The organism is Carboxylicivirga litoralis, from assembly GCF_025499605.1.
GTDB lineage: Bacteria > Bacteroidota > Bacteroidia > Bacteroidales > Marinilabiliaceae > Carboxylicivirga > Carboxylicivirga litoralis.
Map to the genome: position 1 here is coordinate 77182 of NZ_JAFMVC010000005.1, position 26108 is coordinate 103289.

Annotated in this window: 25 protein-coding genes; 14 read left to right on the forward strand and 11 right to left on the reverse strand. The window is 40.4% G+C overall.

Translation table 11 applies throughout. From position 1 onward, the window contains the following. Together cobM and cbiD are read left to right on the forward strand one after the other, a co-directional pair. Nucleotides 1-1827 (forward strand): precorrin-4 C(11)-methyltransferase, encoded by a 1827-nt coding sequence (cobM, locus tag J1N10_RS06740; RefSeq protein ID WP_262325925.1) that lies wholly within the window; start codon nucleotides 1-3, stop codon nucleotides 1825-1827. Next, complete coding sequence (gene cbiD / locus J1N10_RS06745) at nucleotides 1820-3655, forward strand: cobalt-precorrin-5B (C(1))-methyltransferase CbiD (protein WP_262325926.1); 1836 nt, start codon at nucleotides 1820-1822, stop codon at nucleotides 3653-3655. Before cobM ends, cbiD begins: the two co-directional genes overlap by 8 nt. 131 nt (nucleotides 3656-3786) lie before the next feature. On the opposite strand, the gene J1N10_RS06750 is transcribed toward cbiD, so the two are convergent. From J1N10_RS06750 to J1N10_RS06765, 4 genes are all read right to left on the reverse strand, one after another. Continuing rightward, a complete protein-coding gene (locus J1N10_RS06750) occupies nucleotides 3787-4479 on the reverse strand; it encodes a YjjG family noncanonical pyrimidine nucleotidase (protein WP_262325927.1) in 693 nt (230 codons plus the stop codon). A 119-nt stretch (nucleotides 4480-4598) separates the two neighbouring features. Then, nucleotides 4599-5480 (reverse strand): Cbp1 family collagen-binding glycoprotein adhesin, encoded by an 882-nt coding sequence (locus J1N10_RS06755; protein ID WP_262325928.1) that lies wholly within the window; start codon nucleotides 5478-5480, stop codon nucleotides 4599-4601. 152 nt (nucleotides 5481-5632) lie between these two features. Further along, nucleotides 5633-6349: a 16S rRNA (cytidine(1402)-2'-O)-methyltransferase gene (gene rsmI, locus J1N10_RS06760; protein ID WP_262325929.1), complete on the reverse strand. Its 717-nt coding sequence runs from the start codon at nucleotides 6347-6349 to the stop codon at nucleotides 5633-5635. A 98-nt stretch (nucleotides 6350-6447) separates the two neighbouring features. Further along, a complete protein-coding gene (locus tag J1N10_RS06765) occupies nucleotides 6448-7392 on the reverse strand; it encodes a hypothetical protein (protein ID WP_262325930.1) in 945 nt (314 codons plus the stop codon). Between the two features lie 68 nt (nucleotides 7393-7460). Between J1N10_RS06765 and J1N10_RS06770 the strand changes: the two genes are divergently transcribed. The 5 genes from J1N10_RS06770 to J1N10_RS06790 all read left to right on the forward strand — a co-directional run bounded on the left by J1N10_RS06770 (nucleotide 7461) and on the right by J1N10_RS06790 (nucleotide 12137). Beyond that, on the forward strand, nucleotides 7461-8036 hold the full coding sequence (locus J1N10_RS06770) for a thymidine kinase (protein WP_262325931.1): 576 nt from the start codon (nucleotides 7461-7463) through the stop codon (nucleotides 8034-8036). 1 nt (nucleotide 8037) lies between these two features. Next, nucleotides 8038-10491, forward strand: a complete 2454-nt coding sequence (locus tag J1N10_RS06775; RefSeq protein WP_262325932.1) for a bifunctional UDP-N-acetylmuramoyl-tripeptide:D-alanyl-D-alanine ligase/alanine racemase — start codon at nucleotides 8038-8040, stop codon at nucleotides 10489-10491. Nucleotides 10492-10589: 98 nt separating this feature from the next. Then, the gene (locus tag J1N10_RS06780; protein ID WP_262325933.1) at nucleotides 10590-10898 is read left to right on the forward strand and encodes a hypothetical protein; all 309 of its coding nucleotides are present in this window, start codon (nucleotides 10590-10592) and stop codon (nucleotides 10896-10898) included. 131 nt (nucleotides 10899-11029) lie between these two features. Further along, the gene (locus tag J1N10_RS06785) at nucleotides 11030-11611 is read left to right on the forward strand and encodes a hydrolase (RefSeq protein WP_262325934.1); all 582 of its coding nucleotides are present in this window, start codon (nucleotides 11030-11032) and stop codon (nucleotides 11609-11611) included. 52 nt (nucleotides 11612-11663) lie between these two features. Further along, nucleotides 11664-12137, forward strand: coding sequence for an FKBP-type peptidyl-prolyl cis-trans isomerase (locus tag J1N10_RS06790; RefSeq protein ID WP_262325935.1), 474 nt, complete (start codon nucleotides 11664-11666; stop codon nucleotides 12135-12137). Between the two features lie 207 nt (nucleotides 12138-12344). Here the strand turns inward: J1N10_RS06790 and J1N10_RS06795 are convergent, their stop codons facing one another. From J1N10_RS06795 to J1N10_RS06815, 5 genes are all read right to left on the reverse strand, one after another. Then, nucleotides 12345-12944: a PD-(D/E)XK nuclease family protein gene (locus tag J1N10_RS06795; RefSeq protein ID WP_262325936.1), complete on the reverse strand. Its 600-nt coding sequence runs from the start codon at nucleotides 12942-12944 to the stop codon at nucleotides 12345-12347. Nucleotides 12945-13012: 68 nt separating this feature from the next. Next, nucleotides 13013-13621, reverse strand: coding sequence for a DUF4386 domain-containing protein (locus tag J1N10_RS06800; protein WP_262325937.1), 609 nt, complete (start codon nucleotides 13619-13621; stop codon nucleotides 13013-13015). 131 nt (nucleotides 13622-13752) lie between these two features. Beyond that, the gene (locus J1N10_RS06805) at nucleotides 13753-15033 is read right to left on the reverse strand and encodes a DEAD/DEAH box helicase (protein ID WP_262325938.1); all 1281 of its coding nucleotides are present in this window, start codon (nucleotides 15031-15033) and stop codon (nucleotides 13753-13755) included. 241 nt (nucleotides 15034-15274) lie between these two features. Then, nucleotides 15275-15721 carry a cold-shock protein gene (locus tag J1N10_RS06810; RefSeq protein ID WP_262325939.1) on the reverse strand — a complete coding sequence of 149 codons (447 nt, stop codon included), beginning with the start codon at nucleotides 15719-15721 and terminating at the stop codon, nucleotides 15275-15277. Between the two features lie 164 nt (nucleotides 15722-15885). Further along, nucleotides 15886-16542 carry a hypothetical protein gene (locus J1N10_RS06815; protein ID WP_262325940.1) on the reverse strand — a complete coding sequence of 219 codons (657 nt, stop codon included), beginning with the start codon at nucleotides 16540-16542 and terminating at the stop codon, nucleotides 15886-15888. 53 nt (nucleotides 16543-16595) lie between these two features. Here J1N10_RS06815 and J1N10_RS06820 point away from each other — a divergent pair, with 53 nt between their 5' ends. Beyond that, nucleotides 16596-16730, forward strand: a complete 135-nt coding sequence (locus J1N10_RS06820) for a hypothetical protein (protein ID WP_262325941.1) — start codon at nucleotides 16596-16598, stop codon at nucleotides 16728-16730. 78 nt (nucleotides 16731-16808) lie between these two features. Here J1N10_RS06820 and J1N10_RS06825 read toward each other — a convergent pair whose 3' ends face one another. Then, nucleotides 16809-17507, reverse strand: a complete 699-nt coding sequence (locus J1N10_RS06825; RefSeq protein WP_262325942.1) for a response regulator transcription factor — start codon at nucleotides 17505-17507, stop codon at nucleotides 16809-16811. 40 nt (nucleotides 17508-17547) lie between these two features. Beyond that, the gene (locus J1N10_RS06830) at nucleotides 17548-19026 is read right to left on the reverse strand and encodes a sensor histidine kinase (protein WP_262325943.1); all 1479 of its coding nucleotides are present in this window, start codon (nucleotides 19024-19026) and stop codon (nucleotides 17548-17550) included. Between the two features lie 195 nt (nucleotides 19027-19221). Between J1N10_RS06830 and J1N10_RS06835 the strand changes: the two genes are divergently transcribed. The 6 genes from J1N10_RS06835 to J1N10_RS06860 all read left to right on the forward strand — a co-directional run bounded on the left by J1N10_RS06835 (nucleotide 19222) and on the right by J1N10_RS06860 (nucleotide 26063). Further along, complete coding sequence (locus J1N10_RS06835) at nucleotides 19222-21891, forward strand: outer membrane beta-barrel protein (protein WP_262325944.1); 2670 nt, start codon at nucleotides 19222-19224, stop codon at nucleotides 21889-21891. Between the two features lie 381 nt (nucleotides 21892-22272). Beyond that, the gene (locus J1N10_RS06840; RefSeq protein ID WP_262325945.1) at nucleotides 22273-23115 is read left to right on the forward strand and encodes an alpha/beta fold hydrolase; all 843 of its coding nucleotides are present in this window, start codon (nucleotides 22273-22275) and stop codon (nucleotides 23113-23115) included. A 2-nt stretch (nucleotides 23116-23117) separates the two neighbouring features. Further along, complete coding sequence (locus J1N10_RS06845; protein WP_262325946.1) at nucleotides 23118-23612, forward strand: RNA polymerase sigma factor; 495 nt, start codon at nucleotides 23118-23120, stop codon at nucleotides 23610-23612. Continuing rightward, nucleotides 23599-24162 carry a hypothetical protein gene (locus J1N10_RS06850; protein ID WP_262325947.1) on the forward strand — a complete coding sequence of 188 codons (564 nt, stop codon included), beginning with the start codon at nucleotides 23599-23601 and terminating at the stop codon, nucleotides 24160-24162. The genes J1N10_RS06845 and J1N10_RS06850 overlap by 14 nt, the downstream gene beginning before the upstream one ends. A gap of 251 nt (nucleotides 24163-24413) precedes the next feature. Further along, nucleotides 24414-25193 (forward strand): GNAT family N-acetyltransferase, encoded by a 780-nt coding sequence (locus tag J1N10_RS06855; protein ID WP_262325948.1) that lies wholly within the window; start codon nucleotides 24414-24416, stop codon nucleotides 25191-25193. A 24-nt stretch (nucleotides 25194-25217) separates the two neighbouring features. Then, complete coding sequence (locus J1N10_RS06860) at nucleotides 25218-26063, forward strand: hypothetical protein (protein WP_262325949.1); 846 nt, start codon at nucleotides 25218-25220, stop codon at nucleotides 26061-26063. Nucleotides 26064-26108: the final 45 nt, after the last annotated feature.

The following is a 26108-nucleotide window of genomic DNA, read 5'->3' on the forward strand; positions in this document are numbered from 1 at the left end:
ATGGAACATACAGCCATTATAATCAATAATTGCAATGCACTAGCTACAGCCAAGTTGCTTAAGCAGGAGCTGGGTGCAACTATTTATACGACATCTGAATTGGAAGGCACGGAACGAATTGTCTCTATTTCAGCTTTTCTGACGACAAAATTCGAATTGCTTGACAGTGTTATTTTTGTTGGAGCTCTGGGTATCGCCGTCCGTTCTGTGGCGCCGTATTTACAAAGTAAGCAAAGTGATCCGGCCGTGATAAATATGGATATTCATGGTCGTTTTGTGCAATCGGTGGTGTCTGGACACAAAGGAGGTGGTAATGCAATTGCACAACGATTGGCGAGAATAACAGGTGGACAGGCCGTGATAACAACAGCCAGCGATTCACTGGATTTATGGCCGCTGGATATTATTGGTAAAACGTATAATTGGATCAACGAGTATATTGGTTTGGACGAAAATACTTTTATCGCCCGATTTGTTAATGGTGGCAAAACAGCCTTGCTGCTCCAAATCAAAGATGCCGGAACAAAGCACCTGGAGGAAACCTTGCCTGCGCATGTCAAGGTGTTTTATTCAACAGATGAAATAGAAGCGAATAAGTACGAATTAATCATCGCTGTGACACCGTTTCTACATACGTTTGGCCAGCCTGCTTTATATCTTCGTCCTAAGTGCCTGATGATTGGTGCGGGTTCGCAAAAAGGATTGAATAGTCAGTTTTTCCAGGATGAAATTGAAAAGGTGTTATCTGCCAATGGATTAAGTGCCCTATCTGTGCATTCGCTTCATTCCCATGAATTAAAGAAGAAAGAACAGGCGTTTGTGGATTTTGCTAAAGAAAAGGACATTGATTTTATAACACATACTGCCAGCGATTTAAATCGTGTAGCTGATAACCTGGAAACATCTGAAGCAGCTTTGGAAGTCACTGGCGCTACCAACGTATCAGAGGCCTCAGCTTTATTGGCTTCGGGCAATCAAGAGTTGTTAATCGGCAAAACAAAAGGCTGCGATGCCAATGGCAAGCACTGTACTATTGCTGTGGCAATGGACCTGGCTCAGGAGCGAAGGGGCACCATCTACATTGTTGGAGCAGGCCCGGGCGACCCGGAGTTGGTATCAGTTAAAGGCAAGAAACTACTTGAAGCTGCGGATTTAGTCTTGTACGCCGGCAGTTTGGTGCCTGAGCAATTGACACATTATGCCAAAGATGGATGTGTGGTGCGTAACTCGGCTCAAATGGACTTGGAAGAGCAGTTCGAAACCATGAAAGCCATGTACGATAGAGGGGGTCTTGTCGTACGTTTGCATACAGGTGATCCCTGTATATATGGTGCTATTCAAGAGCAAATGAGTTATTTTGATGAGCACCATATGCCTTATGAAATTGTGCCTGGTATCTCGTCATTTCAAGCGGCGGCAGCTCGTTTAAAGTCACAGTTTACCATTCCTGAACGCATCCAAACCATAATTTTAACACGTGGTGAAGGGCGAACACCAATGCCGGAGCGTGAGAAGTTATCGGAACTGGCGAAGTTCCAGAGTACCATCTGTTTGTTTTTAAGTGTGTCGCTCATCGACGATATGCAGCAACAATTACTGGAAGGTTATCCTCCTGAAACACCTGTTGCTATCTGCTATAAGCTTACGTGGAAGGAAGAGAAAATATGGCGTGGTCAGTTGAAAGACTTATCAAAGATTGTGAAGGAAAATAAACTGAAGTTAACGGTTATGATTGTGGTGGGTGAGGCCATTGATAACCGTAATATGCGTTCGAAGTTGTACGACCGTAAATTCACTCATTTATTCAGAGAAGGAAAGAGTGAGTAAGCCAACGAACATATTGTTGTTTGGTGGCACCACCGAAGGTAAAGCAACAGCCAATTGGTTGAACGATATGGGATTCGCTTATTTCTATTCAACCAAAACACCTACCAACTTTAAGGTGCACAAAGGCAGTCAGAAGATGGAAGGTGCGCTGTCGCGTGAGGCGATGATTAGCTTTTGTAAAACGCATCAAATTGATTGTGTGATTGACGCGGCGCACCCTTATGCGCATGAGCTGCATTGGACGATTCACCATTGTTGCCAAGCGGTGGGAGTGGAGCATGTGCGTATTGAGCGCGAATTAACTGATAAAGTGAAGTGCGATCATGTGATTTATTTGTCTTCGCTCGATAAAATGGTGGAGTATTGTCGTGAGAATGATTATAAGCGCATTCTTTCGCTGATGGGCGTTAAAAGTGTGGCCAGGCTTCATCAGGGTTTAGATGATAAGGAAGTGTGGTATCGTATACTTGATCGTGCATTATCGTGGGATGAAGCGTTGAGTGCGGGCGTTAAAAAAGAACAAGTGCTTGCGTCACTGAATCTTGAAAGTCTGGATGATGCTGAGCACTTGATTCAAGACAACAACATAGAAGCGTTGCTCACCAAAGACAGTGGTTTCAACGGTTTATTCGACCAGAAAGTAGAATTGTCGAAAACATACAATATTCCTTTATTAGTGTTGGAGCGTCCGGTCATGCCTTCGTTTCATCACTTGATAAAGTGCCGTGCTGATTTGCGCAAATACATGTGTGCTCATTATACGTTACCAAAAGCGGAACTGGCACATGGCTATACAACCGGCACCTGTGGCACTATTTGTGCCAAGGCTGCTGCTTCAAGGCTTTTAAGCGGCTTTATCGCTGATAAGGTTCAGGTGTTTTTACCCGATGGTGAAGTGGTGAGTATGCCCATTCATAGCTCAGGTGGTGATAAAAACGAAGCCTTTGCCACCGTAATAAAAAACAGTGGTGATGACCCCGATTTAACCGATGGATTGGTGATTGGTTGCCGTATTAAACTGAATGAAGCAGGCCTGATTCGATTTGTATCTGGCGAAGGTGTTGGTATTGTACGCCTGCCGGGATTGCGCCTACCCATTGGTGAGCCGGCTATTAATAAGGTGCCTCGTCAGATGATAATGGGGGAGTTGCAGCAGCTTCTGGATGAGTACGATATGTCGCATCAGGGAATGGATGTGCAAGTGTATATTCCGCAAGGCAGACGATTGGCCGAAAAGACTTTTAATCCTCGGCTGGGTGTGGAAGGCGGGCTGTCTATAATTGGTAGCACAGGTCGTATAAAACCGTTCTCATCAGCTGCTTATGTAAATAGTATCAAACGACAACTGGGGGTGGTGCAGGAGAATCGAGCCAGTCATATTGTTTTAAATTCAGGCGGACGAAGTGAGCGCTACCTGAAACGGCGTTTTAATCATTTGCCCGGTTACTGCTTTGTTCAATACGGCAATTATATTGGCGAGGCTTTAAAAGCAGCTAATGAGTGTGGAATTCAGCAAGTCACCATGGGTGTAATGATCGGAAAAGCTGTTAAGCTGGCAGCTGGTCACCTGGATACACATAGCCGCAAAGTGGTGATGGATAAGGATTTTATTATGCAAATGGCGAACGAATCTGGTTGCAGTGCAGTAATCGTAAAACAGATTGGCACGATTACTATGGCACGCGAACTGGAGGAACTATTGCCTTTTGAGGCCGGTGAACCCTTCTTTAAATTATTGAAGGAAAAATGTTATCAGGTGGCTGCTGATGTGGTTGAAGGATTTAAGCTGGATCTTATCTTAATCAATAACGAAGGGAAGATGATTTAAACTCATTGCGAGCCTGTTGGGGTTGCAATGGTTAATGCCGAAACAGAATCACAGATTGATTTTTTATAAATCGTTTTGATTCGTATTCGGTATAAATTAAACTCAGCGTCTTTGTGTTAAAATTAAACGAATTACAAAAACTCCAGCAACTCTTTCAGTTCGTTAATTACATAAGTAATTTCTTCGCTGTGTTCCTGTTTTTTCGAATTAAAAAACACCTGATCAATACCCGCTTTTTGAGCACCTTTAATGTCAGCCTCCAGGCTATCGCCAATCACGAGGCTTTCTTTTTTACTGGCATGACTGCTTTTAATCGCATAATCAAAAAAGTAGGTGTTGGGTTTTTGTACGCCAATCAGTTCTGAAATATAAATGTTGGTGAAGTAAGGGCGCAAACCACTGTTATGTAGCTTTTGTGTTTGTACTTCTTTAAAACCATTGGTGATAATGTGAAGTTGGTAGCGCTCTTGCAGCTGTTTTAATACTTCCAGGGTGTTGGGAAATAAAATGGTTTTGGTGGCACTAATATCCAGATAGTCTTTGGCAAATTGCTGGGCGACTGTTAAATCATCAAAGCCTACTTCGGCAAAAGGTAGGTAGAAGCGCTGCACGTTGAGCGTTTTCTTATCCACCTTATTCCTTCGATATTGTGCCCACAAATACAAGTTATGTGGCTCGTAACGGGCATGAAAATCATCGTAATCAGTAAAAAAACGCGATAACTTGTAGTTGTCAAACATCTCTCTCAATGTCGCCTCGGAGTTAGCTTCAAAGTCCCACAAAGTGTGGTCGAGATCAAAAAAGAGGTGTTTGTATGTTTTCATTGTTTAGTTGTTGATGTGATGATTTTATTGAATTGTCTGATTGCTAAATTGATAGACTGTGGAATTGGTGAATTGTATTTCAAACCCGAAACTCAAACCCCAGTAACCTAAACTCTGAACTATTTAGATACCTGAATTACCATATACCTGGTCATGCTCCAGAAGTTTTCTTTATCAACTATTTTCAGAATCATGGCGTCGTCGCTTCCGGCTTCCAGTGAATAGGACGATTTTGGGTGATTAGATAATAACTTAGCCTTGGGCATGTACACGTTTAATGAATCCAGTTCGCGGTAATCAATAGTGGAGAAATAGTCTTGTGAATAACCTTCAGACAAGAGCTTGTTTCTGCTTAGGAAGCCATCGTTTGATAAAATGCCTTGAGATTTCAGTTCTTTTTTAGTGCCAAATACATAGTAGGCACGATACAGTTTTTCTATGGTTTCGTCTAACTCTTGTTGCGTAGCATATTTAACACCTTCTAATGAATCAACAACTGCCTGAAGACCTTCGATGGTGAAGTTCAGGTCGGCAATCTGCAGACTCTGACTTTCCAACTTTTTCTGCAACTGAATAATTTCAACCGTTTTGTCCTTGAGTTGCGAATTGAGGCGTTTAACCAATTTATTAAGGTTAGTGTTGTTGGCTCCAGATTGTTTTAGTTGTTTTTCAAGATGCGAGATTTGTTCCTTATTCTGAAGCATTAAATCATAAATGACTTGTATATCGCGATTAATGCGGTCTTCCAATGCTTCACTACCATTTTCATTATTGGCTATGTTCAGCGTGATGAGGTGCTCTTTCTCCTTTATTTTTTGCAGATTATCATCAATTTCGAGTAGTGCTGCAGCCAGGTTATTCATCTGTTGGTCTTTTTCAATCGACAGCATCTGCAACGAATCAATGGTCTTGGTGTCATCAATTGACACCGTTTTTGTTTGTGGTTCATGCTTGCAACTGAAGAGTGCGATAATCAAGGCTATGGTTAGAATGTTTTTCATTGTTTATATATTGTGCCCGGTGGAAAATAGCCGGTGCTTGTTTGTGTCAATTAATTCATTAGTCGTATGGCTGAACCCGATAGTTTTTTTATGTCGAACTGGTTAATTGTCGAATTGAGAAACTGATGATTCAAAACTCAAAACTATTAAACTCACTTCTCATCCCTCTTCTCTTTTCTCTCTTTCTTCTTTTTCTCCTCAACCTTTCCGGCTACCACAATCACTATTTCTCCTTTAACGGTTTTTGATGAAAAATGTTGTTCTAAGTCCTTGAGTGTTCCTTGTTTATTTTCTTCATGCATTTTACTGATTTCACGCGATACGGAAGCCTGTCGCTCTGGTCCGAAATGCTCAATAAATTGCCCAAGAGTTTTAACCAATCTAAAAGGCGATTCGTAAAATACCATTGTGCGTGTTTCTTCTGCCAATAATTCGAGGCGTGTTTTGCGGCCTTTCTTTTGTGGTAAAAAACCTTCGAAGCAAAAACGGTCGTTGGGCAGACCCGAGTTAACCAAGGCCGGAACAAAAGCTGTTGGACCTGGCAAACACTCCACTTCAATGCCTTCCTCCACACATTTTTTTACCATCAGGTAACCCGGATCCGAGATAGCGGGTGTGCCGGCATCCGAAATTAATGCGGCTGTCTCACCTGCTTTCAATCGCTCAGCCACCTTATCCACCGATGAATGTTCGTTAAATTTATGGTGCGATATCATGCGGGTTGACACTTCCAGATATTTTAAAAGAAAACCACTGGTTCGTGTGTCTTCGGCCAAAATAAAGTCCACTTCCTTTAAAATACGAATGGCACGTAGAGTAATGTCTTCAAGGTTGCCAATGGGTGTGGGCACTATATATAGTTTGCTCATTTGCTTTGATTGCTAAATAGTTGAGTTGTTGATCAGTTGAAAAGTTGAACTTCAAACCAAAACTCGAAACTTATCAACTCATCAACTTTTAAACTAAATTAAATAAACCGTCTCTTTATACTTCTAAAAAAGCCTTCGCTGGCTTCGTTATCACTTTCCCAACTGTAATTCGACTGTAAAAAGCTAACTGCTGAAGCATAGCTTTCCATGTTGTTTATCTGGTCAAGTGTTTGGTTAAAAAGGTCAGCATTGTTATTAAATAACTCGCGCTGGTAGTAGAAACGATCATTTAATCCAAAGGCTTTTTTTACATCATCAACGGGTTTGCCAATTTGCTTAATGTCTTCGAACACTTCCTTTTTATTGGCCAGAACATCATTAACCGATGATGCTTCTTTATTAATCACTTCACCTAATACCGATTTTTTAGTTTCTGATTTAGCCTTTTTAGCACTTGTTTTAGGAGCTGCAGTAATCTCTACTTCTTTTGTTGTCTTTTCAGAGGCGCTTGTTGAGCTTTCAGGCTTTATAGTTTGATTGTCAGAAGCCCTTGTTTCAATTAAAGCATCTATTGTTTCAGCTGCAGCATTGTTTGTTTTATGCGAAGCGACCATTGTTTCAGGTGAATTGTCAATGGTTTCGTCCTCAGCCATAATTGTTTCACTTTGTGAAGTCTTTGTTTCTGTTTGTAAGTCGCTTGTTACACTATCAGCGACCTTTTCAGGCTTTGGAATTGGCTTCGATTCAATATTTGATTCTCCCGCAACGAATCGACTCGATGATTCAGCAATAGCCGCATTATCCTCTTGAGCAGAACTTGCTGTGACTGGCGATGTTAAAGATGTCTCATTCGTGTCTGTTGATACTTTTTTCTCATTAACTTGCTCCAACAAGCTTAACTCCTCGTTAATGTTTGCTATTTTAGTGCGTGTTAAGTTGATGAAAGCTGCATTGAGTTCCTGCTTACCTTTAAAGGTATTAACCAAAGCATGAACTTCCTTTATATCATTAAGAATAATATCTATGAGTGCTTCTTGTTCCATAGTAAGATGTGGCTTTTGATAGACTACACAAAGGTAACGATTGCAATTAAATAAACCGGATACACTAAATGTTTCTTGAAAATAAGGCCAATAGAGAGTCACAAAAAGGATGGATTGAAGTTATTGTAGGCTCCATGTTTTCGGGTAAGACCGAGGAACTGCTGCGACGATTAAAGCGGGCAAAGATAGCTCAGCAGAAAGTGGAGATTTTTAAACCCATGGTAGATGTTCGCTACAGTGACGATGAGGTAGTGTCGCACGATGCCAATGCCATTCGTTCAACGCCGGTTGAATCGTCGGGTAATATTATGTTGCTGAGTGGTAATGTGAACGTGGTGGGTATTGATGAAGCACAGTTTTTTGATGATGGCCTGGCCAATGTTTGTCATCAATTGGCTAATCAGGGTATTCGCGTGATTGTAGCAGGACTGGATATGGACTTTAAAGGCAAGCCATTCGGGCCTATTCCTTCTTTGCTGGCTACAGCCGAATACGTTACTAAAGTGCATGCCATATGTATGCGTTGTGGTGATTTGGCGCAGTTTTCACACCGCTTATCCGATGAAGAGAAACTGGTGGTGTTAGGCGAAAAGGGTGATTACGAACCACTTTGCCGTTGTTGTTTTCTAAAAGCTAATTCGTGATATGGCCTATTCAGTCGCACAACTGGCACAATGGAGTGCAGCCAAACTTATTGGTGATGCAGAACGAACAGTTGAAAAGATTATTTTCGATAGTCGTAAATCTTTTAGTTCGGAAGAAACGCTTTTTGTAGCTATCAAGAGCACCACCAATGACGGTCATTCGTTTATCGCAGAGTTATACGATAAAGGAATGCGAAGCTTTATTGTTGAAGCTGATTGTGCCATTGATTATAAGAAATATCCCGAGGCAAGTTTTATTGAATGTACTAACTCAATAGAAAGCTTGCAATCCATAGCCGCACAAATTCGTCATAGCTTTTCTATTCCCTTTATAGGTATTACGGGAAGTAACGGTAAAACCATTATTAAAGAATGGCTGGCGCACATATTGGAAAAGACTTATAAAGTTGGGCGTTCGCCACGTAGCTTTAATAGTCAGATTGGTGTGCCTTTATCCATTTGGTTTTTAGCCAAAGATATAGACTTTGCACTAATCGAGGCCGGTATTTCCATGCCAGGAGAAATGGAAAAAATTAGCACATGCATACAGCCAGCTTATGGCTTGCTAACGAATATAGGACAAGCGCATCAGGAGAATTTTGAAAGTCTCGAACAGAAGCTTGATGAAAAGCTTAAGCTATTTGCTTCGGCTCATACCATATTTTACAATGGTGATGATGCGATGATTAACGAAGCATTAAAGCAACACTTTCCAGATAAAGCACTGGTGAGTGTTGGTGCCGAGCCGGGTAATAATTTGCAAATAGTAAAAACAGAAACTACTTCAGGAGGAACCAGTTTAAGTTTGCATTGGAAGGAGCAGGCTTTTACCTTACAACTTCCTTTTCAGGATGCTATTTCCATCGAAAATTCATTATTAGTGGCTCTATGCGCGTTAAATCTAGGTGTTTCAATTGAAATATTACAAACGGAAATGCAGCAGCTTTTCCCAATTGCCATGCGCCTTGAGCAGAAAGAAGGCATCAATAACTGCCTGCTTATTGATGATGGTTATAATGCTGATATTACTTCACTGGGGTTAGCGCTCGATTTTCTCAACCAGATGGGTGCCAAGCGCGGTTTGTCTAAAACTTTGATTTTGTCTGATATTCAGCAGAGCGGTGTGGATGCGACGTTATTATATCAAAAGGTGTTGAGATTGGCAGAGGAAAAAGGCATCACAAAGCTTATTGGTATTGGGGAGAACATGTTTGCAGCGAAAGAAGGCCTTAATGCTTACCAAAGTACTGAAGAATTTCTTGAAAAAGTTGATGTTAACACTTTTAAGGATGAGGCCATTCTGCTGAAAGGGGCACGTCACTATACCTTTGAGCGTATTTCAGCATTGTTGGAACAGCGTCGTCATAAAACAGTGCTGGAGATTAACTTGAACGCATTGGCTGAAAATGTGAAATATTTTCGCTCTAAGCTAGGTAAAGAAACAAAGCTGTTGGCTATGGTGAAGGCCTTTTCGTATGGGACTGGTTCGTTCGAAATAGCCAATCTATTGGCGCATCAAAAAGTAGATTACCTGGGGGTGGCTTTTGCCGATGAAGGTATAGAACTGCGTAAGACCGGCATTAGTTTACCAATCATTGTAATGAATCCGGAGCTGAGTAGTTTTCCGATGATGCTGGAGTATGAACTGGAGCCGGAGATATATAGTTTTGAGGTGTTGGAGGCTTATCTCTCAGCTGTTCAGCGTCAAGGATTGAGCCGTGTGCCAATTCATGTAAAGGTAGATACAGGCATGAATCGCCTGGGTTTTTTGCCCGAAGAGACAGAGAGCTTGATTGAGCGACTTCACAAGAATTCATCTGTTTTTGTCAGTAGTGTGTTTTCGCATCTGGCTGGCAGCGATGAAGCCATTCACGATGGCTTTACTCAACAACAAATCAATTGCTTTACATCGACTTGTCAACAGATGGAAAAGGGCCTGGGCTATGGCTTTACCCGACATATACTCAACTCGGCAGGTATTGAGCGTTTTCCTGAAGCTCAAATGGATATGGTACGTTTGGGCATTGGCATGTATGGCGTTTCTGTAGTTGACAATACAAATCTTCAACAGGTTAATACCCTTAAATCATACGTGTCGCAATTTAAAACCATTAAAGCAGGTGAAACAGTCGGCTATAGTCGCAAAGGTCGTTCAAACAACGAGATGCAAATAGCTGTTGTTCCAATTGGCTATGCCGATGGCTATAACCGTCGCTTGAGCAATGGTGTGGGACATGTGATTATCAATGGTAAAAAGGCTTCTGTGGTTGGGAATATCTGCATGGATATGTGTATGATCGATGTTACAGATTTGAATATCAAGGCCGGTGATGAAGTAGAGATTTTTGGCACACAACTACCTATCAAAGCAATGGCACAGCAGTTAGAAACGATTCCATATGAAATATTAACAAGTATCAGTCGTCGCGTTAAGCGCATTTATATCATGGAATAGAGTTGTTTATGTTTTGGGTGAAAATTCTCATGTTGTAGAACACGTGTTTTCTGCCTGAGAATTGTCTTATCGTAGCAGTTTAATCTTATTTTTGCGGCATGAACAAACAAAGCGGTGATATTTCAGAGTTAGTGAAGGAGCATGTGCAGGCGCTTGATCCGTATGCAGAAGTTGTTTTGCTTTTCCCTCAGGGAGTTAGTATTCATGAGGATATTCAGATATATGTATTATCGAACGAAAAGGTTGACTTTCGTTTAGAGCAGCAATACCTGGACGCTAAATACCAGGTTGAACTCTTGTCTGGTCAATCCATTTCTCTTTATCTCTATTCAAAATCAGATTGGCACAAGCAATTTAAAGATACACCTATCTATCAAAAAGTAAGTGGCGAAGGGGTTTACTTGTAGTTGAGTAGTAACCTCAGTTCGACATATAATTAATTGCTCAGACCGCTTGTAAATAATAGCTTGAACTGATAACCGCATTATTTATTTGTTTGATTTTTCTTAAATTCATCTTCGAATCAAACAATTAACTCATGACAAATGCACCATCACGGCACCAGGCACTTCAATTATTTAAAGAATACAACAAAAGTGAAAGCCTCTATCGTCACGGATTAGCGGTTGAAGCAGTAATGCGGCACTTTGCTCGCAAGTACGATGAAGATGAGGATAAATGGGGTATCATTGGTTTAGTTCACGACCTCGACTATGAAATGTATCCCGATGAACATTGCCATAAAACGGAAGCCATCCTAAAAGAAGCCGATTGGTCGGAAGAATATATTCGGGCTGTTATGAGTCATGGCTGGGGAATCTGCACCGATGTTGAACCTTTGGAAACAATGGAAAAAGTGCTGTATGCCTGTGATGAACTAACTGGCCTGGTAACCACCGCTGTTTTAGTTAGGCCCGATAAGAGCATTCACTCACTAACTGTCAAGTCTGTTAAGAAAAGATGGAAGGACAAGCGCTTTGCGGCTAAAGTAGACAGAAGTATTATTGCACGTGGGGCAGAGATGCTTGACATACCAGTTGAAGAGCTAATAGAGGAAACCATTAAAGGCATGCAAACTATCGCTGTTAGTTTGGGACTAGATGGTATAGAATCGAATTAATGTTTCAGTAAAGTTGTTATTTTAGCACAACTAATCTTTTAAAATCTATTAAATGAAATCATTTTTAGCATTTGCTATTGCAGCTTTTATATTAGCATCTTGTCAGTTGAAAAGTTCACAATCGGACGTCAAAAAAGAAGATAACGTCATCCAAACAGCCAGTGGTTTGCAATATTATTATATCAAAAAGGGAGATGGGCCGAAAGTGGTACCTGGTAGTCGAGTGGGCACTTATCTGAGTCTAAAGGTAAAAGATTCTGTAGTATGGAATACCAACGAATTACCCGATTCGCTTTTTACTTTTGTAGCTGATTCAACCCGCCTGATAAAAGGATTCACTGAAGTTTCTTTGTTGCTTCGTGAAGGAGATGAGATAGTTGCTATTTTGCCCGATTCATTGGCCTATGGAGCGAAAGGCGCGGGTGATGTCATTCCTCCCCATGCTACTTTGATATATGATGTGTTTAAAGTGGTGAAGGTAGAGGCTCCTTATAAAAAGACAGATAAGGCTTCGGAAGCTCTATGACTCTGTTAAGTGCTTTCTATGGGCTTTCTTCGTGCCAGCTGCGGCTTAACCTCGCTCTCAGCGAGGTTGATCCCGAAGAAGACCTTTAGTTGGAACGAAGCAGGTAGTAAAGTAAATTAGAGAACAGAGATGAGAATTGAGCGATGAACTGAAATGCTTTGTTTAATTTTCATAGACTAGTTCTTAGTTTTTCAGTTCGACAATTTCTCAATTCTTCAGTTCGACAACAAACAAAACTAACAATACCACTCCAATAGCTACTTTAACCGGCCAGTAGGGGATGACAATGCCTGTAATGCCGGCAATAATTACTACTTTGAGTAAGTTGCTGCTACGCCGTTCCATCTTTGATTTAAACTGCACGAGTTTGAGTTGTCGGTTTTCCATATCCAGGAGAAATACACCATCATTTTCCACCACATAATCATATTCGAGCAATTGGCGGCGTGTACTTTTATTGCGGGCGCTAATGGCTTGCGTACCGCTCTTAACCTCCACAATATACTGTTTACCATTCTTCTTAACGATGTAATCGGGTTGTATTTCGGCGTGCTGTACTTCGCCGTCTTCCTTGTATTTATGTTGGTATGTACTTTGGTAATCTACAATGGAGTAGCCTTTACTTTTCAAAAAGCTTTTGGCCTGAAGCTCCAGTTTGTTGCCCCGTTCAAAGCGCTTGCGTACTTTTCGTTCCTGAAAGTAAGTTTTGATTTTATATCGGATGATAAGGAGGACTAAAGTCAAAATTATCAGCCCCAGTAACAGAAATATCAGATGATTTTGATTGGTATAATCGAAATGCTGCATGTTGTATGGTATAGTTATTGGCAGCAAAAATAATGTGTTGCGGCTATAAAACCGAATCAACTAACTTATTACTTACCTCCTTTTGCCAGCAACCAAACGGATAAGGCCATTTCACCAAAAATGCTTGGTATGGCTACCAGAGCTAGAAAAACAGAGGCATAGTTTTCATATTGAGGAAGTAGAAAGTGGGCTATTGTATCTGTCATATACATTATGCCAGCAATTATAAGGAATGCACTTATAATTGCTGGTCGTTGCAGGATACGCCCTAACAGAACAAGGTGAATACCAAAAAAGAATAAGCCAATGAGCCATATGGTATTAAATATATCCACATGTCTTAATACATCCTTAGTGGTGGTTGATATCAGGGCCAGGGGCAATGCGAAGATGGCAACGCCCATTATGGCGGCATGCATCATCCTGAATAAGGTGCTTAGTCCTGATAAGTTGTTTGCTTTATATAGTTCATATAATGCCCAGGCCACAACCACATCAAAGACTACTGTGATAAGAAAAGCCACGGTACCCAGCCTGACCATTATATGATGCTCCTGAATTGCCACCAAGGGATCGTCAAAAATGGTTTCGAGCACAAAGAAGTTGGCAAATATTGCTGAGAAGAAAATGACCAGGTAACTAATACCTGCTATTATTGAAAGGGTTCTTGGCTTCATAACCGGATAAACTATTAATAAACATGCTTTATATCAGTACTATGCTAACAGTCTATGTATTGAAAGTGTTTATTCTTCCAGTCACATTATCACATGAGCAACCCTCTTAATTGGCCATCTTCTTAAAAGTTTTATTTCAGCTCCTGACGTTTCTTTCTTTTGAATCCGGGCTTTTTTGCCGTCTTTTTCTTATTACGATTGGCAAAATACTCTTGACGTTTGCGTTGTTTCTCCTTTTCAAACTCCTTTTTCTCTTCGGTATTCATCGGTTTGTCCGTCTGGGGAAAGGGATTATCCTCAGCTTTGTCAATCTTGCGTTTAATAAGTTGTTCAATATCCCTCACATAGGCATTTTCCTCGGGTTCGCATAGTGAAATGGCAATGCCTTCTTCGCCGGCGCGGCCACAGCGTCCAATGCGGTGTACATAGGTTTCGGGCTCGTTAGGTATATCATAGTTAATCACATAACGCAGCTTGTCAATGTCGATGCCACGTGCAGCAATGTCGGTAGCTACTAATAGTTTTATCTGGCCACTTTTAAATTGCTTTAGGGCTTTCTGGCGTTGGTTCTGACTCTTATCGCCGTGGATGGCTGCACAATCAATTTTCTTATGGCGCAGGTTGCGTACAATACGGTCGGCGCCATGCTTGGTTCTTGAAAACACCAACACCTGGTCCATGTCCTGGCTTTTCAGAATGTGAAGCAATAGTGCCTTTTTATCACTTTTATTAGTGGAGTAGAGGTATTGCTGTATGGTTTCCGCAGTTGACGATACGGGGTTGACAACGACCTTTTCGGGATTCACTAATATCTGTTGCGAGAGCTTTAATATTTTTGGAGGCATAGTGGCAGAGAAGAACAGTGACTGTCGCTCTTTGGGCAGTTTCTCCAGCAGCTTCTTAATGTCATGGATAAAACCCATATCCAGCATGCGATCGGCTTCATCGAGTACGAAATATTTAATGTGGCGAAGCGTAATATAGCCCTGGCTCATTAAATCGAGCAGGCGACCTGGTGTAGCAATCAGTACATCTACACCTGCTTTGAGCGACCTTACCTGGGCATTTTGTGATACGCCACCAAAAATAACTGTGTTTTTTACTTTAGTGTATTTGCCATAGGTAGTGAAGCTTTCGCCTATTTGAAGCGCCAGCTCACGAGTAGGTGTCACTATCAGGGCTTTTATTTTTCGCTTACCTTTCTCTTGCGGCACATCTTGTGTGAGGTGTTGCAGAATGGGAATAGCAAAAGCAGCCGTTTTTCCGGTGCCGGTTTGCGCACTTCCTAATACATCTTTTTGTTTAAGGATATGCGGTATGGCATTGGCCTGAATATCTGTTGGGGTAGTATAGTTTTCATCCCTTAGTGCCTTAAGAATGGGCGGGATTAAATTTAATTCGGTGAATTGCATGTGTTTTGTTTCAGGATATGCAACTCATGACCATATAGCCAGATGACTGGCCTGGGTTTAGACTGCATATCATTGTTTAATTACTCAAAACAAAGCCCAAAAGTGGCGGCTTTTATATTTGAATAATGACGATATAATTTATAATCGAATTGAGGAACTTATTGTCTTTTATTGGGTGCAGAAAAGTATTGTGTTCTTAAGTTGTTAAAAACAATACAAGCCTGCAAATGCTATTGTTTGCTTAAATCTTTTTTACTCTCACGGCATTTAAACCTTTCTTACCTTGTTCAAGTTCAAAGCTCACCATATCATTCTCTTTTACTTCTTCGGTCAAGCCATTGACGTGTACAAAAAACTTCTCTTGTGTTTCCAACTCTGTAATAAACCCAAAGCCCTTAGAAGTATTGAAAAAAGCAACCTTTCCTTTACGTATCGGGTCAACTTCGATGTCTTCCTTTTTAGGGATGCTGATATCAATATTTTCGGCTTTAACTTTTTCTTTATTAGCCGGATCGGGAGGTGTGTCAGTGATATTTCCAAATTCATCAACATAGGCTATCATGTCATCCAACGATGAACTTTTTGCATTAGCCTTTCTTTCTTCCTGCTTTTTCTGCTTCTCTTGTCTTTTCTTCAGGCGTTTAGCCTCTTTTTCTTTTTTACTAAATGATTGTTGCGATTTCGCCATTAAATAATTTTTATATCACTGCTAATTAAAATGCAATAGTAGGGAATATTTTTTAGTAATTCGTTGAATAAGTGAATATAATTGGTTTTTCGTTGCGAATTTCTGAAAAATAAATGACAATTGCTTATAAAAATGATTGGCTAGCTACTGATAGCTAGTGTTTTTTAAGCCCACTTCACTTCAATGGGCTGATTAATCCAATCGTGCTCAAACACCTGTTGTCGCATGGCTTTTAATTGTGCTGCCGGAAACTGGCTGTAGAAGCGAACCGGAAAACCGTCGGGTGTGGTGACGATGCAGGCCAGGTCAACACCGTAATGTTTCATCGTGTACTCGCGCAGATACTTAAGCGGGTATGCCACTTTTTTACCAATGTCAAGGCCACTTTCATAATCGAGCTTTTTAAAGCTGATGGTTTCTTCTTTATAGGCACAGCAACTCAACACCGGCACCAGGCGTTGTGCCATTGTATTGCAGGTTTCATCATCGTACAGCTCGTTGTCGCTTTTATCTTTTTTCTTGTTGTCAATGGCTTTTAAGCACTCCAATGTGGCAGCGTAATTAATATTGCTGGCATCAAAGGTATTAACGATGCTTTCCAACATTTTTATGGCAATGTGGTAAGGCCAGTTGCGGTTGTCTAATACATGAACCGGCCAGTGGGCCACTCTTTTAAAATGGAAATGTTTATGTCGCGTATCAACATGATAATCTACAGCCCAGGTGATTTCTTCCTCGGTTAATGCATTAATGTCACTTCTGAAATTATAAGGGTTTTTAAACGAATAAGTGTCCTTTCCAACCCTTTTCCACTGGAGCATATTGAGTACTGATTAGTTGATGTGCAAGTTTAGTAATTTTGATTGAGTTGCCCATGCATGAAGGGTTAATAAACTTGATAACAAAGCGCATTGCTTTATTCGGATACTATCTGACACCTGGCGATGATGAATCCACAGGTGATAATGCTTTATTTGGAGTTAGAGAGCTGTATGTGCTGAAGAATTAGGGACTGAAGAAAAAATACAAAAGGCTTGTTGTTTGAGGTATAGCTTATCAACAAGCCTTTGTTTTTTTGTAAAAGAGTTTACCTTACTAAAAATAGATATCCTTTTCCACGTAGGGTTTGAATCTCGATGTTATCGTCTTCACTAAAATAGGTACGTAGCTTTTTAATGTACACATCCAGGTTACGTGAATTAAAAAACGAATCATCGCCCCAAATCTTCAATAGCAATTCTTTACGTTCGATAATTTGACTGCCTTTGCCAGCCATCATATGCAACAGTTCGCCTTCGCGGCTCGATAGGTTGATAATGCCCGACGGAGCTTCCAACTCATAGCGTTGCGGGCGGTACTTGTACTTTCCGATAGTCATTTCATCAATATCTTGATCAGGCCCATTGTTGCCTCCATGAATTTGTTGTAGCTGTAGCTGATTATTGATGCGTACAATCAATTCCTCAATGCTGAAGGGTTTACGAATATAGTCAGTACCGCCGGCTTCAAATCCTTTAACCAAATCTTCTGTATTGACCTTTGCCGTTAGAAAAATGATAGGTAGTTGAGGTTGTAGTTCTCTGATTTTAAGACACAACTCATAGCCATTAATGTTCGGTAACATTATGTCGAGAACGCAAACATCGGGTTCAAACGCTTTGAAGTGTTCCATTACCAAAGCGCCGTCTTGTTCCCACACAACCTCAAAACCCTGAAGACGAAGTGTGTCATTAACAATTTTACCCAGGTTGGGCTCATCTTCTACATAGAGTATTTTCTGCTTCATTTGTCATTGATTCTATCAGCGTGCAATATTTTAATTCTCCTTAATCACTTAGCTCTTTGGGGAGCTTAATGGTAAAAGCACAGCCACCTTCCGGCAGGTTTTTAACGGCAATGGTTCCTTTATGTTGGCGAACCAATAGCGCGGCAAAGCTAAGGCCGAGCCCAAAACCTTTGACATTGTGTTTGTCATCTGTTGGAACTCTGAAGAATTTATCAAAAACCTTATCCAGGTATTCTTTTTTGATTCCTGGTCCGTTATCACTAACGATAAGGATGGCTTGCGATTCGTTTTCTTCAAGTTGGATGTTAATAATAACATCTGAACCACCATATTTGATGCTGTTATCAATCAGATTTTTTATAATACCTTCAACATAAACACGGTCTATATAACTATAAATCAAATCTGATGGATGCTTATAGGTAATGTTGATTTTATTGCCAACAGAAAGTTTTTCGGCAGAGTGGACTATGTGGCTTAAAAATGTGTTGAGTTCTGTTTTTTCAAGTTTAAGATGTTGCCTCTCTTCTTCAAATACCGAATGTTTAAGCACTCTTTCTGTCAGCTGATCGAGACGATTCATCTCGCGCGCCATCATATCTAGATATTCTTCCATTGTTTGGGTGTCAGCTTTTAAGCCGTATGTTCTTAGTGCTTCCAATGCCACTTTGGCTGTGGCTACCGGTATTTTTAGCTCGTGTGTTATGTTATTGACAAATTCTGATCGTAATTGATTTAGCTTAAGTTGATTGATGTAGCCTTTGTAGGTGAATATCAATGCAAAACCAGTTAAGCTTAACAATACCAGAGCAAACAAAATTTGTGGCATTATAACTTTTATCAGGTACATCTGGTAATCTGTTATTTGTATCGCTACTTCATATTTTTTTAAAGTTCGGTTATAGCGATTGATTGAAGGTTCTTTATCCTGTGGTGTGATAGTAGTATCGGCAGGAATATAATGAGCCTGAAATGACATCTTATTGGCTTCAAGATGCTTTAAGAACATTTGCACAAAAAGTTCTTCATCAACAGCTATACCATTTTGTCTGGATATACTGCTGAATAAGGAGCCCAAGGGTCTGATGCCATGCCAGTAGGCAATTCGATTAACACTATTTATGGTTTGCTCAATAGATTCATCAGCTTCTGGATAGGGATATGGCTGTAGCAGGTAGTTGTTGATATGCTCAATGTCATCTTTGTTTGATTCGATAAACTGAGTGAGTTCATTGATTAACCCGACCTTTTTAAGGGAGTCTATCTGGATGTTTTTCAGTAGTTGAGCATCATTTTTATTCTCTAGCAAAGGCACGATTAAGTTAGTGTGTATCTGTCGTGTATTATAATCCTGCCTTGTTTTACTCCACAGTGTGCGAAGTTTATTATTGAGCTCATTCTTTTCATTCTGATACTGAGTGTTAAGCCAGTAGCCTACAAACATGGTCAGGACTAGCTGACTACTAATCATTAGTAGAATATTACGAATTCGTTTCCGGTTCAGTGCCTTTTTTTTCATATGTTGAACCCCTTTGTGTCAGTTAAATAGAGTAGTGTAAAGAAACACTTTTTTTATCGACAACGGGGTAATCATTAACCTTAATTAACCTTGATTGTGCTAGTGTTAACCTGAATCCATTATCCAATGTGCTTTTTTTGCATTAGAGATTTTAGAATGCTTAAGCACTAAAATCAATATCCCTTAATATTCGAAATGACAAGATTTTTTTTCATAGTTTTTGTATTGTTTATCACCTTGTCTGCTATGTCGCAAACGGGCGGCATAACAGGCTTGGTTCTCGATGAACAAGAACAACTTCCGCTGCCAGGTGCAACTGTTTTACTTCAAAATCTTCAGGACTCATTGTTACAGGAAGGTACGATTACAGCTTTGGATGGCAGCTATCATCTACAGGTGTCGAACGGAAGCTATGCACTGCAGGTTTCATTCATGGGATTTAAAATATATCGGGATACGCTTCTGCTGGAAGATAAACCATTAGAATTAGCGACTATCGTTTTGGCTGAAGAAACCGAAGTGCTTGAAGAGATAAAGGTGGTGAGTAACCTGGCACCAACATTTCAACGGGGCGATACCACACTATATAATCCGGCTGCTTTTAAAGTAAGCCTTGATGCCACAGCCAATGACTTGCTTCTGAAAATGCCCGGATTCTATGAAGTGGATGGGAAGATGCTGGCATTGGGAGATACAATAAAAGAAGTACTGGTGGATGGGAAACGCTTTTTTGGATTCAATGTGAATGAGGCCTTGCGCAGCATTCGGCCCGAAATGATTAAGGACATTGAGGTGTATCAATATAAAAGTGATGAAGCCAGGCATTCGGGCTTTGAAGATATGAATGGTGGACAAACCGTTAATATTGTTACCAAAGAACAAAAGAACTCGATGCTGTTTGGTGAGCTGGCTGCTGGTATTGGGAAAGATGATCGCTATGTGGGCGAAGCCAGTTTGAACCGGTATAGCGAGAAAAACAGAATGAATGTAAGCGGAGGAGTTAATAATGCTAATGTACCTATTAAGGTCAATCAGGGAAGTCCGCGGCAAAGCATATCTGGGAATAAGATGGAGCAGAAAAGGCTGAATGCCAATTATGGTTTAATGGGCCGGCAGGAATTGAATGTGAACTATTCGTATAACGATCAGCAGTCGGAAAATATATCCAGAAATTCACGTGAATATATATCAGGTGCAACGGCCGGGCAGGCCAACTTAAGTGAGCGAACATCAGATAATACTTCGCTTAATAATCAGGTTCGAATGAATTGGTCAAGCCCGAAGAGTGAAAAGTATCAATTGAGGGTCAGTGCCCGTTTAGGTAATTCAAAACGGGAGAGTACTGGCTTAACCAACGCATCAACACTAATGAATGGTGAGCTGCTTAATGCCAATAAACGGCTTAATAGCAGCAATAACGAATCAAATCGGATCAATACTCAGCTTAACTTTATCCGTCGATTAAATGATAAGGGAAGCGCTGTTTCGGCTAATGTGGGCTTGGGAGTTAATCAAAGTGAGGGAGATGGTTCGCTGCTTTCTGAAACCCGCAATGGAAGTGATGAGTTGGTGCAGGCTGTCAATCAGATATCCAATAATGAACGAACGAATACGAACTTAAATTATGGACTTAACTATAACCAGGCTTTAAGTCCGAAAAGTAATCTTAATTTTGGTTATTCATTTAGCCACAATAGCGGACAATCTTTGAAAACGAGTTATGATTATGAAGAAGAATCGGACTCGTATGCTCACATCGATTCTTTAACATCCAGCGATTTTAACAATACATCCACTGTTCATCAGGGGCGACTTGCTTTCAAAACTGGTGATGGAAAGACCAATTTGTATGTTGGGGTCAATGTTTCGCAAACCGAACTAGAGAGTGAAGAGGTGTTTCCAAAAACGGAACAGCTGCGCGAGACCTTCTTGTTTTTTGAACCACAGGTAAAGTATAGCATCCAAACAGATAAGAAAATGCGCTGGCAGTTTAGCTATGCCATGTCAAATAGTAATCCGTCGCTACGAAACCTGCAGTCTGTTGTTGATAACAGTAATCCTCTGTACATCTCAACGGGTAATCCCGAATTAAAGTCGTCGCGCACGCATAATACGACCATATCGCTCAGTAAATCATATGTTGAAAAGGGTGTGTTTATGTCGCTTAATCTGCGGGGCAGTATGACCAACGATATGGTAGCTCAAAACCGTGTGGTAGCTCAAAACGATACGGTGATTATGGGTGAATACCTGTTGCCGGCAGGTGGCCAGTTTAGTTCGCCTATTAACCTGGATGGTAATTTTAGGATGAGTATGTTTGGAACATTGGGTTTACCGATTAATACCCTCAAATCGAAATTGAATATGCGCACTGAGTTGAGCTTTGCCAATATGCCTAATATTATCAACAACGTTAAAAGCTACTCAAAGCGCTACAACATTTCTCAAAGCTTTACTTTAAGCTCTAATATTAGTGAAAAAATAGACTTTACACTGTCGAGTAACAGTAGCTTTTCATTGGTTGACGGGCGCAATGGAAGTTCAGCTCAGTCCAACTATTTTACGCAACGTAGCGGACTTAATCTGTACTATAATTTTTATAAGAAGTTTATCTTCAAAACAAACACAGGTCATAACTATACAGGTGCTTCAGGTAGTCTGGCAAGTAACAGTCGTCTGTATCTCAACCTGTCGTTAAGCACTAAATTGTTTAAGGATAATAAAGGAGAAATAAGCCTATCGGGCTACGACCTGACCAACAATGTAGATGAGATGCGTCGGACAGTTGATGAATTCTCTGTTTCAGAGTCCTATCAACCCACCTTAAATCAGTTTGTGATGTTAAGCTTCGCCTATCGGATATAAAAATAATTTAAGCTTATAAATAGGATACTAATCTTGACTTTCCGGCTTTAATATGGAAGCTATGCTGAGTTGTCTAAGGTGTATTAGCTTCAAGGGCATTGATTTATGAATCAGTGCCCTATTTTCTACTTTGACAAAAAATACTCTAAAAGAATGATTTGGTTATGAACCAAGGGGAGAGAAGCAATTAGCCAACGGAATGGATTCCTTTGGCTTTTTATTTAATAAGTGGGTTGGGTTTTAATGATGAAGGTAATCAGTCTGTTACGTATTGATAGGTGCAGGTATCTATTATTTTTTCTAAAAAATATCATCTTTTTTGTAACGCTCTGCTACAATCTGAATCCTTAGGGAAATTAAAAACCATTAAATCTAACAGAAATGAGAACATTAAAACAAACTATCCTAAGCCTAATGATGATGATTGCCGCAAGTAATTTATATGCTACTGACATTGATATTAAAGTTGAGAAAACAGGAGAGGGGCAGCCCATTATATTTTTGCCAGGCTTTACTTGTCCGGGTGATGTGTGGAGTGGTATTGTACAGCCATTAAGCACACAGTATGAATGTCATTTAGTAACGTATCCCGGTTTTAACGGTCTTGCTGCGCCCGACACCTTATGGTACCAAACAGTAGTTGACTGCTTAAAAGAATATATCAACGATGAGCTTGATGAAAAGCCGATTGTGATTGGACATAGTGTGGGAGGTCTGTTTGCTATGCAACTGGCTATTGACGAAACAGAGATGTGCGAACGCTTAATTCTGGTTGACGCCCTCACGTGTATGGCCAGTGTGATGATGCCGGGGGTGCAAATGGAGAATATCACCTACGATTCGCCTTATAATCAGAATTTGTTGGCTATGGATGAGGCGCAATTTGCCGGTATGACAACACAAATGGCCAACTATATGACTAAGGTAGAGGAGAAGAAAGGCATTATAGCTGAATGGATGCAACAGGCCGATCGTCGCACCTATGTGTATGGTTATACCGAGATATTAAAGATGGATATTCGTCAGGAGGTGGCATCCATTGAAGTGCCAACGCTTGTATTGGCAGCAGTGCCTTTTAACCTGGAGCAAACGCAACAGATAATGGCGGACCAATATGCCAACTTAAGCAATAAAAAAATCGAATACATCGAAAACTCCGGCCATTTTATCATGTTTGATCAACCAGAGTGGCTTTCTTTGCAAATAACATCCTTTTTAAAATAAGCATGCCAAACCACCACGAATTTGATACCATCTACCAGGCGTACTATTCAAAAGTCTTTCGACTGTGCGCCGGGTATGCCTCTGGACGAGACGAATGGGCCAGTGATGTGGGCCAGGAGGTTTTTATCACGGTGTGGAGTAAGCTCGACAGCCTGAAAGACCCTAAAGCACTCCCGGCGTGGATATACCGCATTACCTTTAATACCTGCATGAAGCGTTTGAAGGATAATAAAACGGAGGTACAAGCAAACGATACCTTACCCGATATCAGTTATTCGCCGGAAGAAGCCTCAGAGGCCAATGAAATGCTAAAGAAGGTGTATCGGGCACTGGAGCATCTGAAAGTAGAGGAGAAGAACCTGGTACTTTTAATGCTCGAAGGCATTGAACATGAAGATATGGCTGAGATACTTGGACTGTCGCGTTCTAACTTAAGAGTGCGTATGCATCGCACAAGAGATAAACTTAAAAAACTGATGGACAATGAACGACTTTAACGATATACAAAACCTGTGGCAAGCGCAGGATAAGCAAACTTTGGTAAGCACCGAAGAACTCAAGGTAAAAGCTAAAAACCATCAACAGCAGGCCTTAAAAAAGTTACTTTATACAATCCTTATTTTGAGTACTGTTTGTATTACTTTGTTGGTGTTGTGGTGGCTTACGCCCTGGGGTAATGCTGTCAGCACCGGACTAAGCATGATGTTTTCAGCCATACTGATACGTGTGAGTGTGGAGTTGTATTGCTACCGTCGCATGAAAAACATAGATATTAGCGAGGTGAGCGACCGCTACCAACAGAAGATTAAAAACTTTTATCGCTTGCGCCGGGTGCTGGTGTCTGTAGTAACTAGCACAACTCTTCTGCTTTATATTGCCGGTTTTCTGATTATGTTACCGGTTTTTAAAGCCACACTGCCACATTGGTTCTTTATCTATATTGTGGTGTTCCTCAGTATAGGTATTCCGCTAAGTGCCTATCTGCTGATACGCCATGCCCGCAATGAGTTAAGCGAACTAAAACGAGTGATTGGACTGTTGGAGTAGGAGGTGAAAGGAAAACAATAGAGGATGTCCAAAGATAAAGTTTCACGCAAAGAACGCTAAGGATCTCGCAAAGGCCGCAAAGTATAAATTGTTATTTTTTAAGACTTTGCGTTCTTTGCGGTTTTCTTGCTTTGCGCACTTGGCGAGAAATAGTAATGTTTTTGGACAACCCCATAAGGAATAGACTACAGACTTGTATTCCCCACTAAACAACATTCACTATATTTGAATAAACTAACCAATTTACTACCATGACTACTACTTTTAAAATCATTGACCTGACGCCTGAAACCATTGCCGATTATGGTGTTTGTGGCTATAAAGATGTCAATAAGCACAAAGAACTTCGCAATAAAATAGAATGGTTTAGTACCTACCATGCCCAAGGACTAAAGATAAAAGCTCTGCTGGCTGAAGATGGCACTTACCAGGGCATGATTGAATACCTGCCGGGCGAGTTGGCGCACCGCCCTGTTAATGCCAAAGACTACCTGTTTATTCACTGTCTGTTTGTTGGTTTTAAAAAGGAGCATAAAGGAAAAGGCTATGCCTCGGCCCTGCTCGGTGAATGCCTGCAGGATGCCAAAGCACAACAAAAGAATGGAGTTGCAGTGATAACGCGCAAAGGCTCTTTTATGGCCGATAATAAGCTGTTTTTAAAGAAAGGTTTTAAAGCGGTTGATAAAGCTAAGCCCGACTTTGAGTTATTGGTTTATAAGTTCAACGATAATGCACCCGACCCTCGTTTTAATTCCTACATACAGACGATGCCGGAACAATACAAAGAAGGCCTCACCATTCTGCGCTCACCTCAATGTCCCTATACCGAGAAAAATGTGCACGCTATTATTGATACCGCACAAAAGAAATACAAAGTACCCACTCAGTTGATTGACCTCGATAATGCACCAGCTGCGCAGGCAACACCCTGTGCTTTTGGTACTTTCTGTATTATTTACAATGGTGAGGTCATTAGTCATCACCCCATTAGTAATAAGCGCTTTGAGAATATAATGGATAAGGTGATGTAGTGTAGGCAAACTAACTCGATTTTTATGAATGACTATATAAATTCACCAGATCCAAGAGATGATCTAGTACTGTTTTATCTTTTAAAAAACGAATTAGATAAAGTATTTCAGCAGTTAAGGGATTATGAACAAGTTAGTTTTGAAGATAAGAAAGTAGGAGTGTATAAGCACTTGAAGAAGCTAATGCCATGTTTTGATGTGATAGCAGAAGTTGCAAAAATGGATTCTGTACAATCTTTAATCACATTGACGCGGATGGTTGTAGATAATTACTCAATACATTATTTGTTAACTTCATTTGGAACCAAAGGGGAGCAACAATTGAGATACTATCTGTTCTTATTAGATGCGACAACTTCCCGAATAAATACAGCAAAGGATTTTTATGCAAATGTTTTGTTTCCATTGCCTGAAGAAACAATTAATAATTCTAAAATTGTTATTCAACTTGATGAAAAGGCTGTTTGTGATATTAAAGCATTAATAAAAAAGAAGGGATTAAATATAGGAGTTGATTCAACAATAATTGATAATGTAAACTGGAAGTTTAAAGATAAGAACCCTGCAAAAAAGAGTAATAATAGATATAAGTGGCATGAGTTATATTCTCTTGCTCGAATCCCAGAGCATCAATCAAGACTGATTCAAAACTACTATTCTTCATATGTACATGGTTTAGGCATGTCTCTTATTCCTATTTATGAAAATATCGATATTTTTAAGGCTTTAGCTTATTCAACATGTAACCAAGTAATGCCACTGCTGATTAAAACTTTGTTGTTAGAATTTGCTGAAGAAACAAAACAAGTAAATCTTAACAAATTCGTCCGGATTGTGATGGAGGATTGCTGGAATTTGGAAAAGAAGTAATTTACTGCTGCTTGATTAAAATGATTCTTGATAGAAGTATGCTAG